The sequence below is a fragment of the Sanyastnella coralliicola genome (genome assembly GCF_030845195.1).
Classification (GTDB): domain Bacteria; phylum Bacteroidota; class Bacteroidia; order Flavobacteriales_D; family Sanyastnellaceae; genus Sanyastnella; species Sanyastnella coralliicola.
In genome coordinates this window covers 2,650,015-2,667,661 of sequence record NZ_CP132543.1, presented here as the reverse complement: position 1 = coordinate 2,667,661, position 17,647 = coordinate 2,650,015, and the positions used below count along the sequence as shown (strand labels likewise).

Sequence of the window (17,647 nt, the reverse complement as noted above, 5' to 3'; positions counted from 1 at the left end):
GTGAAAAATCGTGATTTTCAGGTCATGCTACGACTACGCTACAGATGTACGAACTGTGGAGAACACAATTACTTCCGTTCGTTTCAAACTTCTCGTTTAGACCTGGAAATGGCGAAGGGAAGAACACAAGAAAAACAATGCAAGAATTGCCAGCACACTGAAATGGTAGATGTCAATGACATGAAGGCAGTGACGAGTCCAACTCGGACACTGGTAACTTTGATTACAGCCTTAGTATTGACAGCGGTGCTTGGATATTTCTTGATCTATCGAGGTATCGAAGTGGGGTCAGGAACGTATTCGATTATCAGCGTTGGACTGATGGCCCTGCCGATGTCGGGATATGTATTCCTTGCCGCGCAAGAGCGTCAATCCATTCGATTATTCAATAAGGTGAAGCGCTAATTACTTCCAGAATACTTCCTCACCATTCCAGCAATTCCAGCTGCTTTGGGCTTGAAAGTGAAGCATGTCTTTGCCATTCAGAATAGTCGCTCCTTGTTCCTCTGCTTTTTGAAGGAAGAGCGTCTTGACCGGATTGTAGATTAAGTCTACCACCAAGTGCTCAGGAGTGATGAGGTGGTATGGGATATCAGGACATCGCTCAGATTTCGGAGCCATGCCCAGAGGTGTGCAATTCACAATCAATTTGCATGAATTCATCACCGCTTCATTGATGCCTTTATAGGCCAGTTTTCCTTGTCCTAACGGCATGCGAGATACGAAGTGTACATTGATTCCAATGTTTTTCAATACGTATGCAATCGCTAGCGCGGAACCGCCTGTTCCAAACACCAAGGCGTGCTCGTGTTTAGGCTGGAGGAAGGGGCGAATGCTCTTTCGAAAACCGCTGGCATCGGTGTTGTATCCAATGAGACCTTTTTCTGTGCGCCAGAGAGTGTTTACTGCTCCAATGGCTTCCGCCGCAGGCGATAGCATATCACAGTACTCGAGTACAGATACTTTATATGGAATGGTCACATTGAGTCCTACCAAGTCTTTGTTTTCACGCAGAATTTCAGGGAGGTAATCAATCGTGGGCAATTCGAAATGGAGGTAGTCATGGTCTTTCAGTTGTTCTTTTTGAAAGAACTCTGTCCAGTAATCTTTAGACCACGAATGCCCTAATGGGTAACCTATCAAGCCAAACTTCCTCATTTTTTTGTCGCAATTCGTTCCATAATAAAGATGATCGCGAAGCCGATGATGAAACACACCGCTACCGCTCCAATTTGAGCTTCTCCTTCAAACGCGCCAGGCATGACGTTTGACATTAGCCAATCTTCTTTTCCATCGCTGTGGGTGTAAAGAAGCTCCGCTTTTTGCTGCCATGGCCATAGTTTCTGAAGCGAACCTAACAGGAAGCCCGTCAGGAGCGCGACCGTTAAATCATGATGCTTTTTGTACATCCAATTTAACAAATGTGAGAATGAGAGGATCCCAACCACACATCCAGCTCCAAAAACGCCCATTTTGGGGATGTCAAATTCCTTGACTGCCGTAATCACCGCAGTGTAAGAACCAAGAATCAATAAGATAAAGCTTCCAGAGATTCCCGGAAGTATCATGGCGCAGATCCCAATCATTCCACTGAAGAAGAGGAAGAGCATGGAATCACTCTGTCCCATTGGTGGCAGAGATGTGATGTACCAAGCAATGGCTGCACCGGCAATGAAAGACACGATTGACTTAGCGTTCCACGCGTTCACTTGTCTTCCAATGAAGAAGACTGAGGCAAGGACCAATCCGAAGAAGAAAGCCCACAGCTTGATGGGTTCATTTTCGAGAAGCCAAGAAATAAGGTGAGCGAGACTGGCAATCGCAGTAATCACTCCTACGCCAATAGCTAGGAGGAAACTAAAGTTTCCGGCTTTCCAGAATGCTTTGAAGCCTTCTGTGCGCAATACTTTAAGAAGGGAAGGCTTGATCCCACTAATGGTACCGAGCAGCTCTTCGTAAATACCAGAGATAAAGGCGATGGTACCACCAGAAACTCCAGGTACGACATCAGCTGCCCCCATGGCCAATCCGCGAAGGGAAAGGAGGAGGTAGTCAGCCGTTTTTCGTGCTTTCAAATCAGTATTGTTCGAGCGTTGTGTCGATCTGAGAGGCCCAAGCCAGAATTCCTCCTGTTAGGTTGTGCAGATTGGTAAATCCGAAGTTCGCTTCCAAGGCATTCACCACGGCACTAGAACGCTGTCCAGAGCGGCAATGGATGACTACAGGGATATCCTTTCGGACCTCTTCATTGCGTGCCATGATCTCACCCATTGGGATGTGTGTACCGTTGATGGTACAGATCTCAATTTCGTGGATTTCGCGAACGTCGATCAACTGGTGATCTTCGTTTTTGTCACGCATTGCTTTTAGTTCGGAAACGCTGATCTCTTTCATTCTTCCTTGGTCTCTTTCTCTTTGGCCGGAGCCGCTTTTTTCTTTGCAGGTTTCGGGTTCTCCTGACGCTTTCCTTCAGCGACATCCGCTGGAAGGAATTCGAAGAAGGTATCACCTCGAAGCCCCAAACGTAAGCATTCCAGAGAAATTACATCGCTAGGCGCGATGTTTCCAAGGTTTACGTTAGGTCCCATGTATTTGATGAACCATACTTGTTGCGCTTTTTTCGGCGCTTCCCATAGGATGTCATCACCATCGACCTTTGAAAGGATCTTATTGATAAGAATCGTGTGCGCTGTTCCGTTCGGACGGTAGATACCTACCGTACCGCTTTCTCGCGCTTCAGCGATCACTTTCCAAGAACCAGCGTCCAATTCGTCGCGCATCATTTGAATCCACTTCTTAGGTGAAATCAAGATGCCTTCTTCTTTAGATCCTACTTCAGAAAGTACTTTAAAGTCTTTTGAAAGTTGGTTGATCACCTGGCACTTTTGCTTGTGCGGGATTACCATGCTACCATCAGAAACCTCAACAGTGTTTGCACCAATACGCTTTACGTATTCAACAAACTCATCCAGCATTCCGCGGATGTAGAACGCTTCGAATAGCGTACCACCAACGTATACATCGATATCGTTGCTGCGGTAGAATTCAATCTTGCGCTCGAGGTCTGGGGTAACGATTGATGTACCGAAACCAAGTTTCAGTAGGTCAATCAAATGTCCTGATCGGCTTACGAGGTCTTCAGCTTCTCTGATGCTGAGGCCTTTGTCCATGATCATGTTCACACCTTTCTGGCGTGGCTTAGCTGGACGCTCGGGTAGAAAAGGTAAGTCGTAGTTCATTTTTAGTCTGGCTTATATAGATCCAATAGTTGTACCACTACTGGGTCATTCTCTATCTCTGGTAAATATTCCAGCAAAGATTGGGAATTTTCGAAATCCCTCGTCAATAATTCTTCTAAACGTCCGTAAGCTTCCTTTCTCTTACCATGACGATACAAATATGCGACTTCGCGGTACTCGAGTTCGATTGAATCATGGATCAATGTGACACCTTCACGGATAAGTTCCAGTGCTCCAGTATGGTCGCCCATTCGGAAACGGTTATCTGAATGATCTAACCATGCATCCACATTGGTTGATTCCAATCGAATGATGTTCTCGTAGATGGCGGCTGCCTCGGAGTGCATACCGAGTTTGCGCATCGAAGCTCCAATGAGTAATTGGAAATCAATATTGTCGGGTTCAATCTTAAGTGCGCGCTCAAAAAACTTCAATGCAGCATCCGACATGTCTTGAAGGTCCATGATGACACCGAGTCCTACCCATGCATCTGCAAACTCATCATCCACTTCGAGAGATTGACGGTAGTACTTTTCGGCTTCTTCATATTGCTCGAGGCGCTCGTAGCACTCTCCGATGAAGCAGAGTGAAGACGCATGCAGTGGTTCGAGACCAACAAGGAGTTTGTATTCCTTGATAGCATCTTCGTATCGCTCCAACTTAACAAGAGCATTTGCTTTGTTCAGAATACCAGGCGTAAAGTCTTCTTGAATGACCAAGCAATAGTCATACGCGTGGATAGATTCTTCGAGCTTTTCTTCCTTTTGCAGCATGTTCCCAAGGTTGTACCAAGCGGGGAAACTGTAAGGGAAGTAATCGATGAATTTATTGAAGTACGCGATTCCTGCTTCGGTTTTGTTCGCCATATCGAAGCAGTAGGCGATTTCATAAAGCGCGGTTTCGTTTTCAGGATTTGCACCGATGGCCTCAGTGAGGGTCTCAATGGCTTTATCCCAACGCTCTAGGTTTTCGTATTCCAAGGCAAGCTCGATCCAGATCTCATCTTTGAGTTCTTTATCGGCTGTCTTCAATGCTGTTTGGAGGTATTCAATGGCTTGACGATGCTCGCGCAGTTGCGAGTAGACCGAAGCCAGGGTCATCAACACTTCTTCGTTGTTCGGCTCAAAACGCAACAAATTCTTGAGGCGTGGTACGGCACGGCTGAGTTTGCCAGTGCTCGCAAGTAATTGAGCTTCGCGCAGGAGAAGTACGGTACTATCTGGGAAGAGCTGCGCCGCATATTTCAAGACGTGCTGTGCCTGCTTAATGCGATTGCGCTCTAGATAGTATTCTATAATCGATTCGAACTGGTCGATATCGAAAAAGTAGGACTCGTCATCAGCGATCATTTTCTCGTAGCGTGCTACGAGCAACTTCCGCTCATCCTCGCCCTGATAATTCCATTCTTCGCTCATATTTTGGATCGTCCTGTTTAGGCTTCTTATAAAGCTATGTTTTAAGAAACCGTTTCCGGCCAAAAGGCTCGGATTCTTTTTCACATGTCAATTCCCGCCGAGTATCCCGTCAGTACAGACATCCAAATAGGTTATTCACAATCTTCTTGCCACATCATCGTTTGATGAAGCTTTCTGTCATCTTCGTTTGATCCTTGGTGAAGACTATGACATATTTTCCGCTTTTCAGCTGACTAACGTCGAGTTGAGCGCTATTTGTCAGCCTTCCTTTAGATAGAACGAGTTGACCGCGAAGGTCGTATACTTCAAATGTGAAACCTTCATAACCAACAAGGCGAAGTTGGTCAGAAGCAGGGTTAGGATAGATGAATTGTTGTGTTAGTAACTCTTCATCAATGTTGATTGGATCATCTTCCACCTCTGGTTCAGGCCACGTGAACAATGAGTCGATAGGGAAGGTCCAAATACCGCGAGCAAATGTTCCAGCGACAAGCGTATGTGCTGTCGTATCAATCTCAAGGTCAAAGACCGGAATCGCCGGCATGTTGTTTCCAATTCGTACCCAGTTGTCTCCGCTATTCACTGTGTGGTATACACCGTAATCAGTCGCGATAAAGAGAATACTGTCGTTCAATACTTCGATGTGATTCACCGGTTGTTCAGGTAAATCTCCTGTTACATCAATCCAGTTCGCCCCATTGTCATCTGTGCGGTGGAGGTGAGCGGTTTGATCGTTGTCTTTGTAACCGCTGTGAGAGATCCACCAGCGTTCTTCTGTTTCAGGACTGCTCTTGACATTCGTCACGTAGCGCTCTGGAAGGTCACCGGTTACAGGCTGCCAAACGAAACTGTTTCCACCTGCTGTTCCCAGCCATACGTTGGCGTCACTTGTTCCAACCATGATTCTACTTTCATCCGTCTGTGCTTCACCAATGGTAGAAATCGTGTGGAAGTTCGAGCCAAAGATGTTCCCATCTGTGAGGTCTTGGCTGATTGGCTCCCACACATCATATGGTGCGCCGTTCATCCAATACGCTTTCTCTGTACCTGTGTACAGTCGTTCGTTGTCAAAGTGACTCATGATGTACGGCATGTCCCAGTTACGACGATCGTCTTCGTCAAGTCCGAAGGTCAGTCCGAAGATGTTGCCAAACTCACTCACAACGATATTTCCGTTCTGAGTTTCCATGTACTTGATGCCGTCAATGACCGGATCATAAATCGTCTGGAAACCATCGCCACCGTAATCACGTGTCCATTCATCAATGGTGCTGAGGTTTCCTGAAGTGGTTCCATTGTCTTGCGCCCCACCCGTGTATACACCAGGGTTATGAGGGTTCAAAGCAATGCGGTAGAACTGCGTATTCGGGATGTCATCTGCATCGTCCCAGAAAATGAAGTGTGTGCCTGTTCGGTAAATCCCACCGTCAGTTGCCAGCCACATCGTATCTGGGTTGAGGTAAATGAGGTCGTGCTTGTCAGCATGCACATCGTACTCCCACCATGGTGGAGTTGACATTTCCCATGTTTGACAGTTGTTGTAGGTCGTCCACATATCCACACCGAGAATGGTGATCTCGTTCTCGTCAAATGGATTTACACGGATCTTACCAAAGTACCAACCGAATCCTCCAAGTGCACCTTCGAGTCCGCCTTGGTAGAGGTTTACCCAACTGTCTCCGCCATCCGTGGTTTTGTAGATTCCTTGTACTCCGTAATCAGTACCAACAACCAATGCCCACAGAGTATTTGGGTCGTTTTGAGACATCTCTAATCCAATACGGCATTGGTCACCCATTGGGAGTCCGTTCACTAGTTGAACCCACGTATCACCACCATCGGTTGAACGGTGGATACGGCTTTGTTCACCGGTGATAATCGACTCTTGATTGTTTCGGATACGATTCCAACCTGCAGCGTAAATTACATCTGGGTTTTCAGGGTTCATTTTGAAATCAGTGATTCCGGCATTTTCCGCGAGGAAGAGCTGTTGAGTCCACGTCATTCCACCATCTGTCGTGCGGTAGAAACCTCTGTCTGGACCTGGAGCGAAAGGCACACCCATCGCGCAGGCGAAGAGCGTCTGATCGTCTTCAGGGTGGAAGCCCACTTTGGAGATGACTCCCATATCTTCTAGTCCGATGTTCGTCCAAGTATCACCTCCATCGAATGAACGGTAGACTCCGTTTCCAATGTGTGGCAATCCACTCAGCTGCGGGTCACCTGTTCCCACGAGGATATCATCAGAGTTGTTCGGGTTGATGACAATGTGACCAATAGGTAGGAACTGAAAATCGTCTCCGATCGGATCCCATGAATCGCCGCCATTGCTGGTTTTGAATACTCCTCCAGTACAGCTACCTGCGTACATGGTCAATTCGTCATTCGGGTCAATAGCGAGTGTATTGATACGTCCGCCGATGTTTGTCGGACCTTCCACCTGCCATGGGTGATCAACGGATTTGCTATGCGATTCCGCGATAGCGCGTTCAGCCACACGTTGCATAGCCTTGACGTCAGGAGTGAGGTCAGGATAGCTTCGCTGCATCATCACATGATCGTTCGGACGCGCCTTCTCTGAAAGTTTATCAGCAGTGGTGTTCGATTGATCTTGCTGAGGGGTGCATGCAACAAGAAAGATGACGAGTGACAGAAAGGATAGAATTCTCATGTGTAGTGGTCTTGTGGTAAAAGTACATCTGAAAGGCCTTGGCTCCCTAAACTATATTGACAAAATCAAGCGATTCTTCCGTTTCCAACGGGTAGTAAGAAATACAAGCATCTACTGAATTTTCGGTGAATAACTCCTGACCTGTTTCGCCTTGTCAGCCCTGCGGAAACAATACATTTGCATTGAAAATCGACAACTATGACATTGATCAAATCAATTTCAGGAATACGAGGAACCATTGGAGGTGCCCCGGGTACAGGTCTAACTCCGCTCGATGTAGTGAAGTTCACCGCTGCCTTTGCCACTTTCATTAAAGAGACCACAGGCAAGGATAAGGTGCGCATGGTGATCGGCCGTGACGCGCGAATCAGTGGTCCGATGGTTCGTAATCTCGTCTCTGGAACCCTTCAAGGAATGGGAGTTGATGTGATTGATCTCGGATTGAGCACTACACCAACGGTGGAACTGGCTGTTCCTGCTGAAGGAGCAGATGCAGGTATTATCCTCACAGCTAGCCACAATCCAAAGCAATGGAATGCACTCAAACTTCTGAATGGAAAAGGAGAGTTCATTTCTGGTGATGATGGTGCGCGTGTACTTGCTATTGCTGATAATGATGCTTACGCTTTCGCGGAAGTCGATGATCTCGGGAACTACGAAACGAACGATACTTGGCTTGAGAAGCACATCCAGGCAGTAAAAGACCTTGAATTGGTAGATGTGGATGCCATCCGCAATGCCAACTTTAAGATTGCTTGTGATTGCGTGAATTCATCAGGAGGAATCTTTGTTCCTGCCTTGCTGAAAGCGTTAGGTGTGAGTGAGGTTTATGAATTGTACTGTGAACCAAACGGTCAATTCCCGCACAATCCTGAGCCGCTTCCTGAGCATTTAACAGCGATTGCTGGAATGATTCAAGAGAAAGGTGCTGACCTAGGAATTGTGGTTGACCCAGATGTGGATCGTCTCGCTATGGTTTGTGAAGATGGAAGCATGTTTGGTGAAGAGTACACCTTGGTGGCAGTGGCTGATCACGTGTTGAAGCACACTCCAGGGAATACCGTGAGTAACCTGTCTTCAACAAGAGCACTTCGCGACGTCACGAACAAAAACGGTGGGAGCTACGAAGCTGCTGCAGTAGGAGAGGTGAACGTTGTCAATAAAATGAAAGCAAACAACGCCGTGATCGGTGGAGAAGGAAATGGGGGAGTAATCTACCCAGCTTCTCACTACGGTCGCGACGCGCTGGTGGGTATAGGGTTGTTCCTAACGCACCTGGCGAAAAGTGGAATGAGCGCTGCTGAAATGCGTGCCTCGTATCCAAACTACGCTATGTCTAAGAACAAGATCCAACTCGAACAGGGGATGGATGTTGACGGCATCTTAGCCACGATCGCTGAGAAATATCAGCACGAAGAGATCAATACCATCGATGGTGTCAAGATCGATTTCGAAAATGAGTGGGTACATTTGCGTAAGTCGAACACAGAGCCGATCATTCGTATCTACTCTGAAAGCACGACAACTGAAGCTGCTGCGGCCTTGGCTGAGCGCTTCATGGGAGAACTGAAAGAAATAGCAGGCTGATGAAAGAAATGAAGAACGTCTACCTGGATAACGCGGCAACAACACCGATCGATCCCCAGGTGGTAGAGGCAATGATCCCCTATCTTCAAAATCATTTCGGAAACCCTTCTTCGTCACATAGTTTCGGACGAAAAGTGAAGACCGCGATTGAAACGTCGCGTCGTAAGATCTCGAAGATGCTTAATTGCAATCCGGCAGAGATCTGTTTCACTTCAGGCGGAACCGAGGCGGATAACCTCGCACTGAAGGCTTCCATTTTTGATCTAGGGTGCACACACATCATTACTAGTGCCATCGAGCACAGTGCAGTGATTAAAACTGCAGAGCGTTTAGCAGATGAAGGAAAGATTCGTCTGAGCTTAGTACGCCTTACTGAAAACGGTCATGTTGATCTAGCACACCTCGCAGAGTTGCTAGATACACCAGATAAAACATTGGTAACCTTGATGCACGCGAACAATGAGATCGCGAATGTCTTGCCGTTACAACAAGTGAGTGATTTGTGTCGTGCAAATGGAGCACTGTTCCATAGCGATACCGTGCAGACCATGGGACATATCCCATTCGATCTTCAAGCACTCGATATTGATTTCATCACGTGCGCTGCTCACAAGTTCCACGGACCAAAGGGAACAGGCTTCTTGTACGTCAATAAGAATCTGAAGATCAACTCTATGATCATCGGAGGTGGACAAGAGCGTTCATTGCGTGGTGGAACAGAGAATATCTATGGTATTGTAGGTCTAGCCAAGGCGCTTGAGTTGGCTTACGAAGACGTAGAAGGTCACCGCAATCACGTGTTGGGATTAAAGATGTACATGAAGGACTCATTGCAAAAGATGATTCCAGATGTCAAGTTCAATGGCGATTGCGTGAATGAGAATAGCCTCTACACCGTCTTGAATGTGAACTTCCCACCAAACCCAAATGGAGGTATGTTGCTCTTCTTGCTTGATCTTGAAGGGGTGGCTGCTTCTGGAGGAAGTGCTTGTTCTTCAGGTGCGGCGAAAGGGTCACACGTGTTGGAAGGAATCAATGCCATGGAACCAGGAAGAGCGAGCATTCGCTTCTCCTTCAGTCGCTTCACTGAGAAGGCTGACATTGACCACGCTCTTGCGGCTGTTGGTAAAGTGTTGGGAGTGAAACAGACTGAAACAGAGAAGGTAACGCACGGGAGCTAATTCCTAGCGGTACTTTTTCTTTTTTACTAACCCCATTTGATAGAAATTCGCGGTCTATGAAAGAAGCGCGCGTATGGTCTCGTGAAGAGATCAAAGAGCTCTACGATCTTCCCTTGATCGAGCTGATCCATAAAGCATCTACTGTTCATCGTGAGCATCACGCCATTGATGAGGTACAGGTTTCAACCCTGCTATCCATCAAAACAGGTGGATGTCCTGAGGATTGTGGTTACTGTCCGCAAGCGGCACGTTACCACACGGGAGTAGACAACGAAGATCTGCTTGGTTTGGATCACGTGAAAGCGCAAGCACTGCGTGCTAAGTCTTCTGGTTCTTCACGTCTGTGCCTTGGTGCAGCTTGGAGAAACGTGAAAGACGACGCTGATTTCGATCACGTATTGGAGATGGTTCGTACGGTGAACGAAACCGGACTCGAAGTCTGTGCTACGCTCGGGATGTTGACTGAGAAGCAAGCTAAGCGTCTGAAAGATGCCGGCTTGTACGCATACAATCACAACCTAGATAGCTCTGAAGAGTACTACAAAGAGATCATCTCTACTCGCGGATACGAAGATCGTTTGGAGACCATCGATAACGCTCGCAAAGCGGGGATGACGGTGTGCTCTGGAGGTATCATCGGTATGGGTGAAAGCGATGATGACCGTTGCGGAATGCTCGCCACATACAGCGCAATGGATACACCACCAGAGAGTGTGCCGATCAATGCACTTGTAGCCGTGGAAGGAACTCCACTTGAAGATCAAGAGACGGTGAGCATCTGGGAAATGGTTCGCATGATTGCTGTGACGCGTATTGTACTTCCAACTTCTGTGGTTCGTCTTTCAGCAGGACGTACAGAAATGAGCGATGAAGGTCAAGCGCTGTGTTTCCTTGTGGGCGCAGGTTCGATTTTCGCTGGTGATAAGCTATTGACAACCCCTAATCCTGATGTAAATAAGGATATGGAGCTGTTCAATCTTCTCGGTATTAAGCCAATGAAGCCCTACTCAAAAGGAGAGCAACCAGAAATCAATGAGGCTTACCGCAACAACGACAATCCAGAGAAACGCATCAAGTGGAGCCGCCCAGGACATGCTATTGAGCGTAACTTGGAGAAAGCGGGGAAATAGATCTTATTGAATGAGCAGCTTCAAGCTGTTCACTTCTCCATCTTGAACGTAAACATGCACGAGGTATAGACCTTTGGCTAAGTCTTCAGGGAGATAAAAGCTTTGGGTATTCGAGCGTAGAATGAACTGACCGGTGAGGTTGGTCAATGTGATGTACTCAATTTCTTGTGATAATTGAATGTTGATTCTGTTTCCAGGTACGTTCGGGTTCGGGAACAAACTCAGATGCACTTCGTTTTCAACTTCAAAAACATTTACGCCTTCGTCTACAATCACAATGAATTCACTTGCAACTTGGCATCCCATAGCCAGCGATTCTCCCCAGACGGTGAAGTAATGCGTGCCTGCCCCTAGTTCCTCTCCTGAAAGCTCAATAGACATTCCTTCTTCACCAGTTGACCAGAGAACGTTCGTCCATGTAACATCAACGCTGAGCGTTAGGTCATCGTTCGTGGTGATGAAATATTCTGCCTGTAATCCTGAAGCGAGAGGGGTAGAGTAATTCAGGTCAAGGATTTCCAAGGAGTCACATCCCGTTTCTAAAGGATGTAAGAAAGTGTAGATGCCACTTTCTGTGAGTTCTTGATCATTGAATTGGTAAGGAAGTTCACCACAATAGAAGGCTTCGCGCATTCCACATTGTGGTTGACAAGAGGCGATACCGATGTGTGATGGAACCGAAAATTCATCACTGAGCAAAGTGCTTTCCATAGTGGCCATGTCCATCACCCAAAGTTGATCGGTATCATATTCTAGATAGTAGAATAGGTCATTCACATCGTCAATCTCCATGCTTGCCCAGCTGATTCCTGAAAGCGCGATGTATTCATCGTACTCCCATGTGTTGAGGTCACATTCGAAGATAAACCCCATGTTGGTTTGTGTGAAGTACAGCGTTCGGTGAACATGGTCAATTTCAATTTCCTTGGGTTGTGAAAGACCTTCTAGATGAACTTGGTGGTCTGAGCCATCAGGCAGCATACTGAGGATTCTACCTTCGTCGTAGTCAGTATAGAAAACTCGACCCGAACAAGGGTCATATTCGATGCTCGTGGGCTTGAAGTCAAGTTCTTCTAAGACCTGATAGTTGCTTCCATCTGCATTCACCGAATAGAGGTTGTCTTCAACAGAAGAGGTGAAATAGATGACCTGAGTTTTGTGGTCGATGTACATCGAGTTGACGCCATTCACATAAGGAGACACGTCTGAGATTTGCTCGGTGATGATGTCATACATCTGAATCTTATCTATATCAGCATCAATAAAATAGACTTTGTCGTTCGCTGGATCGACGTCTACTTCGCGAATGGAATTGATGGCGAAGAGCACCTCCATATTCGATCCATCTGAATCGCAGCGACGAAGGTTGTTGGTTTCTGTATCACCGATATAAATGAAGTCGGAAGTCTGCCCAATAGAGCACAGGCTCGCCAGTACGAGTAGACAGGAAAAGGCAAATTTCATGTATCTAAAATACACAAAATCTGCCTGTTATATTAGTCTTGTCCGTTGCGGATCGCGTCGCCGATTCCTTTGATTCCAGAAATCAGGTGTTCCAATTGTTCAAGTACTGGAACGAGTTGATTGCCGCCGGCTCCTTTCAATCGTTGGTTCCTGTTGAACACTTCTAAGATCGCTGCACGACGTTGTTCTTCTTCCGCAGTGAGCGTGAAGGCCATGCTTTTGAACTTTAGGAAGTTCCATTCGGTGCCTGTCGTCAGCGTTTGAGATTCGTTTTCATAGTGCGTCATGATTACGTTCTCCAGTTCATCATCGTTCATGAAAGGCAGCACTTTCTCTACCATTCGGTTCATGTTACGATACGAACCTTGCATCTTAAACGGAGGCTCGGTGCGGAATTCATCTGCCTGACTCGCAGAGTAGATGTATTCCATATTCACCTTCAGCACGACATCGCGAATGCGGAACATCTTTTTCAAGGTGGTTACGTATTCCTCGATTTCTTCTGGTGTATGTTGAGCCTCAAACTCATCGGTCATTTCACCACTCTCCGCGAGGCGAATCATCTTGCGCACATCTCCTAGGCTCTTCGTCGCTAGACGGTTCATGATTGAATTACTCGTCAATGAGTTTTCGATGTAGCTGTCTTTGAAAGCGTTGGAGTTAGAGCCGATGATATCACCTAGGTTGTAGATGTCAGCACGGTTCGCCAACATGTCTGGAATCTTAAACTTCTCACCGCTCTCGGTGTAAGGGTTTCCAGCCATCACCACAGCCACCTTACGGCCTTTCAAGTCGTAGGTCTTTGAACGGCCTCTGAATACCCCTTCAATCTTACGCTGTGCATCACAAAGCGAAATGAATTTCTGGAGGAACTCAGGGTTGCAGTGCTGAATATCATCTAGGTAGAGCATGACGTTGTCGCCCATTTCCAATGCGAGGTTGAGTTTGTTCAACTCGTCACGCGAAGCGGAATTGGTCGCTTCTGCAGGATCAATCGATGTGATTCGATGACCAATGGACGGACCATTGATTTTCACAAATACCAACCCAAGCTGGGAAGCGATGTACTCCATCAAGGTCGTCTTACCATATCCCGGAGGGGAGATCAGAAGCAAGAGTCCCATCAGGTCTGTTCGCTTGTTGTCTCCAGCGGTTCCAATCTGCTTGGCGAGGTTGTCTCCAATCAGTGGGAGGTAGCTCTCGTCAATTAGTCTGTTTCGGACAAACGACGACATCACCCGTGGCTTGAATTCATCAATCTTCAGTGCATGGCGTTCGTCATCAAGCTTCTCGCGTTTTAATTGCTGCAGCGCATTAAATGCCGGCACTTGATCACTCATGAAGTGATGAAGCTTCTGCTCGAAGGTGGCCAGGCTCATTCCTGATGCATAAGAAGAAGTCACAGGGTGATTCCCTTTCAATTCAACCCCCTCTGAAAGGGTAGGAACCTTGCTTTGCTCCCAGGAAATCTCCCGTGAGCTTGACTTGGCGAAGACCACGAAAGCGGCTTCAAAGAGCAAGTGGGTGTCTTCCCCTTCTCCAAAGGCAAGGAGCCAGTCAAAAGTCTTATTAAAGCCGTCAATCGGACGTTCCTTGTACGACTGGATAAGGGTTTCAAATTGACCGAGACTACGCTTCCCTTTCAAGTATTGCTGGAATGATTCAGCGAAGGAGGCTCCTTCTTTACTCACTTCCATCCCCGTGTTTTCCGCGTTAGCGAACCAAAGCGCCTGTTCAATACGCATAGCAAGCTGCGAGTGATCAACGGATTCAATCTGGCTTAAATCAATGGTTCCTTCTAGGAACTCACCAATGGCTTCAGTTGCTGCCGAGGTGATTTGATGGTCAATCGGCGGGTTCGCGAAGAACTTGCGAGCATTCCGGAACGAGGTCGCTTCTTGGGTGTAACGAGCGCGTAGTTCTTTCGAAAAGGCAAAGTGCCAAGCGAGTTGTCCTAGGACGCGTTCGAGGCCTGTGAAACGAAGGCTCTTGACGCGGTGGTCAAGATCAATCATGGCCAGGGTGATGCGCAAAGCGTCGTGATCATGGACCCCTTTGATGTATCCTTCTCCCGGACGTTGACGCATCATTTCGTGAATCACCGTCATTAGCTCTTCTTGAGGAACAGCTAGCCATTCACTCAGCACTGCGTTGCGTTCGCGCAGTTCATTGATCAGCTGATAAGCGAGGAATTCAGCTCGGTAAACGTCTGAGTTTTCACTCACCAAACTTTGATCAAAGAGCGAAGTATACTGTTGCAATTCCTCTCCAGCCGGGTGGAAGAAGTTTGTTCCAGTTAAGTGGTAGTAAAGCGTGTCTTCACGAGGAATCAATGTCAAGTCTAGGTTCTGACGGTTCACATTGAACGCGTGCTTTCCAAACATGATGGCATCGCTTCCATTCGCAAAGAGTTCTTTCTTGTCACGCAGCTGACGCAGTGCATCTTCCTTCGTGCGCTTGAGCTTACTTTGAAGCTCATCAGCCTTCACCGAGTCACCCAATTCCATGAGATCCTCAATGACTTGACGTAGCTTTTCTACCATGACATCCCCCGCATAAAATGCATGGATATCGCTGTTGTTTTCGATCTGCTCAACGCGTGAAACAATGCTATTCACAATGCGATTTCCAGATCGCTGCAGTGCGGCAGTCTTCTTATTGATCTCTTCCAGTAAGACCAAACGGCGTGACTCAAATGCCTGTTGAATGTTGTTTCGCTTCTCATCAATCTCCTCACGGAAATCTTCAAAGTCTGAGAAGCGCGCATCCAATTCTTCAACCTGAATTAACAGTTTGTTCAGGTAGTCATTGCAGGCTTCAGGCGTTTCAGCGAGCTCAACATAGCTTGAAAGCGTCTGCTCAATCAGCATTAGCTGAGCCTTGAATACTGCTTCGCCCTCCGTTCGTTGATACTGCTTACGCTTCTTCGTTATCTCACTAATCAGCGAGTTGAATTTCGCGTAAGTCGCCGTAATCTGTTCCAGGATTGCCCCTGTTTTGGTGGCGTCTTCAATCTTCAGATTCGATACCACATCGATCAACAGCTCAAGTTGGTGTGCGAATCCGCGCGTCTCTTTTTCGAGGGCGTTGATCTCGACCACTTTTTCTACAGCGTTTAACGCTTTCTCAATACGCGTTACCTCTTTTTCATAAGGTTCCAGGGCGTCATCACGAAGCAAGAATTCCACGGTAGTGTCAGAAACTTGCTGCTGCACCTCTTGAATCTCTTTCTCGCTGCCTTCAATACGTTCGATGTCAGCGTAACGGAGATCTTTGAGCGTAATCACTTCACCTTTCAGCGATCGTAATTCATTGAGCAATTCGATGTACGGGCGAATCTCATTTTCACGGGCGTATTTCGCGCGTTTAATGACTTCGCTAGCGCGGAATAGCGTGTCTTCCGTTTGTTCGGCAGTGGCCTTGCGTATGCGAATTACCTTCTCGAATTCGTCGATGGCTTGCTGTGCCGTATCTCGAATATTACCGAGAGGCTCTAAGAGATCTGGAATCTCGTTGTTGTCGAGCCAATGGTAAGAGTCAATGATGTCTGTAGATCGCTTTACAATGTCGAGGTACAAGTTGGCGTAAGAGTCTTCCTTGCGTGAGATCTTGATGAGTTCCGTAGCTTCTGCCATGGCCTTCACGACCTCCTTGTTCCCGATTTTGTAGAGGTAGTTTTGTTGGTTCTCCTTTTCGATAATCACGTTAGGAGAGTGGAATGGGGTAGACCACAACTGGATGGCGTGGTGTTTCTTTGCCTCTTCATCTGTCTTGAACACAGCATTCTCTCCCGACTCAAACAATGAGAATCCATTGCAGATGATCGGTGTTTGAACGGTTTGTTCAATGATGTTGTACGACAACAAGATGTATGTACCCGTAATCTTGTTGTAGAAAACGTAGAGGTAATCTTCACCGTTAGGCGCGTCGATGCGACGTTCGAAGGCCATGTTTTGCAGCCCATGGTCGAACGATTTGTATTCCCCAGTTTGGTTGTAGTAGCCCCGCGCATAGATCAGTCCTTGATCTTCTGGAAGCAGCACACAGCTATCTTCCAGTGCGTCGATGCGCACGGCTTCTTGTATTTTTTCATTGAAGACGATGTAGCGGAACTGCTCTTCACGGTAAGGACGAATCTTCAAGATTGTCACCACCCCAACTTGCGCGAAGTATACTTCAGCGTCATCGAGCGTTTGGTCTACCTCAGTCACTGGTTCAGAGAAGATCCCTTTACCAGTGTCTGTGTTGTCTTCAACTTTGATGGTCAGGTCTCCACCGATCGTTTCAACGAATACTTTGTCGTTGATGCTGATGTGCGGGTGAACACCTTTGCGATGCATGTCACGCGTTGCCTGTTCCCAGCGGAATGCATGTTGTTCAGGCAAGACGAATTCATGTTCGCTACGTGAATTCTCATACTTCAGTTGATCTCCATTGATGCGCCATTTGAAGACCTTGATGTCGTCGACACTCTTTCCAATTTGAAAGGCGGCATAAAGGAAAGGGCCGAGCTCAAGGAACTTCAAGAATCGCGCATCTCTATAGTATTTATAGAGATTCTGAAAGTCAGCTTCGAACTGTTCATCTCTGAGTACACCTGAGGTATTTTCACTGAAGGTATGTGATGCCGGATCGTAATCGAAGCAAGCGAAAACATCGGTCGATGAAATGCTGCCGCGCAATCCGATGTGCACGTTGTACCCGAAGATGAATCGTTCGGTACCGATGGGAGCCAAATCACGGGCTACACAGTTGTTGGCTGTGGTAATCCGTTCAGTGGTGATCAACTCTCGTGCGATGGTCCCGAAGGTCTTACGGCGTTCTTCATTGAGCGCCGCAAGCCGTTGATTCAGGAAGTCACTTCGTTCGAGGAGTCGATTCCTCAGGATCTCATAGGTGCCTTGTTCGAGCTGTATGTCTTTTTGTTCTTGGTTTTCAGCCATTGAGAGGTAGGGACAAA

General features: G+C 47.2%; 12 protein-coding genes. 4 read left to right on the top strand and 8 right to left on the bottom strand.

The genetic code is table 11. The features are described from left to right. Positions 1 to 24 precede the first annotated feature (24 nt). Positions 25 to 405: a hypothetical protein gene (locus RA156_RS11070; protein WP_306640134.1), complete on the top strand. Its 381-nt coding sequence runs from the start codon at positions 25 to 27 to the stop codon at positions 403 to 405. Here RA156_RS11070 and RA156_RS11065 read toward each other — a convergent pair whose 3' ends face one another. The 6 genes from RA156_RS11065 to RA156_RS11040 form a co-directional block, all read right to left on the bottom strand. After that, a complete protein-coding gene (locus RA156_RS11065) occupies positions 406 to 1,158 on the bottom strand; it encodes a shikimate dehydrogenase family protein (protein WP_306640132.1) in 753 nt (250 codons plus the stop codon). After that, on the bottom strand, positions 1,155 to 2,075 hold the full coding sequence (locus tag RA156_RS11060) for a DUF368 domain-containing protein (RefSeq protein WP_306640130.1): 921 nt from the start codon (positions 2,073 to 2,075) through the stop codon (positions 1,155 to 1,157). The genes RA156_RS11065 and RA156_RS11060 overlap by 4 nt, the downstream gene beginning before the upstream one ends. A 1-nt stretch (position 2,076) precedes the next feature. Next, positions 2,077 to 2,394 (bottom strand): rhodanese-like domain-containing protein, encoded by a 318-nt coding sequence (locus tag RA156_RS11055; RefSeq protein WP_306640128.1) that lies wholly within the window; start codon positions 2,392 to 2,394, stop codon positions 2,077 to 2,079. Beyond that, complete coding sequence (locus RA156_RS11050; RefSeq protein ID WP_306640126.1) at positions 2,391 to 3,239, bottom strand: phosphosulfolactate synthase; 849 nt, start codon at positions 3,237 to 3,239, stop codon at positions 2,391 to 2,393. Before RA156_RS11050 ends, RA156_RS11055 begins: the two co-directional genes overlap by 4 nt. Before the next feature lie 2 nt (positions 3,240 to 3,241). Continuing rightward, positions 3,242 to 4,654 (bottom strand): tetratricopeptide repeat protein, encoded by a 1,413-nt coding sequence (locus RA156_RS11045; RefSeq protein WP_306640125.1) that lies wholly within the window; start codon positions 4,652 to 4,654, stop codon positions 3,242 to 3,244. 154 nt (positions 4,655 to 4,808) lie between these two features. After that, entirely contained in the window at positions 4,809 to 7,325 is a 2,517-nt protein-coding gene (locus RA156_RS11040) for a VPS10 domain-containing protein (protein ID WP_306640123.1), read from the bottom strand. Between the two features lie 198 nt (positions 7,326 to 7,523). Here RA156_RS11040 and glmM point away from each other — a divergent pair, with 198 nt between their 5' ends. From glmM to bioB, 3 genes are read left to right on the top strand one after another with little or no spacing between them, the layout of a single operon-like run. Continuing rightward, entirely contained in the window at positions 7,524 to 8,912 is a 1,389-nt protein-coding gene (glmM, locus tag RA156_RS11035; RefSeq protein ID WP_306640121.1) for a phosphoglucosamine mutase, read from the top strand. Beyond that, positions 8,912 to 10,093: a cysteine desulfurase family protein gene (locus RA156_RS11030; protein WP_306640119.1), complete on the top strand. Its 1,182-nt coding sequence runs from the start codon at positions 8,912 to 8,914 to the stop codon at positions 10,091 to 10,093. Before glmM ends, RA156_RS11030 begins: the two co-directional genes overlap by 1 nt. Before the next feature lie 56 nt (positions 10,094 to 10,149). Further along, positions 10,150 to 11,223, top strand: coding sequence for a biotin synthase BioB (bioB, locus tag RA156_RS11025; RefSeq protein WP_306640117.1), 1,074 nt, complete (start codon positions 10,150 to 10,152; stop codon positions 11,221 to 11,223). Positions 11,224 to 11,226: 3 nt separating this feature from the next. On the opposite strand, the gene RA156_RS11020 is transcribed toward bioB, so the two are convergent. Continuing rightward, on the bottom strand, positions 11,227 to 12,687 hold the full coding sequence (locus RA156_RS11020) for a T9SS type A sorting domain-containing protein (protein WP_306640115.1): 1,461 nt from the start codon (positions 12,685 to 12,687) through the stop codon (positions 11,227 to 11,229). Between the two features lie 32 nt (positions 12,688 to 12,719). Beyond that, on the bottom strand, positions 12,720 to 17,630 hold the full coding sequence (locus RA156_RS11015; RefSeq protein ID WP_306640113.1) for a DNA repair ATPase: 4,911 nt from the start codon (positions 17,628 to 17,630) through the stop codon (positions 12,720 to 12,722). Positions 17,631 to 17,647: the final 17 nt, after the last annotated feature.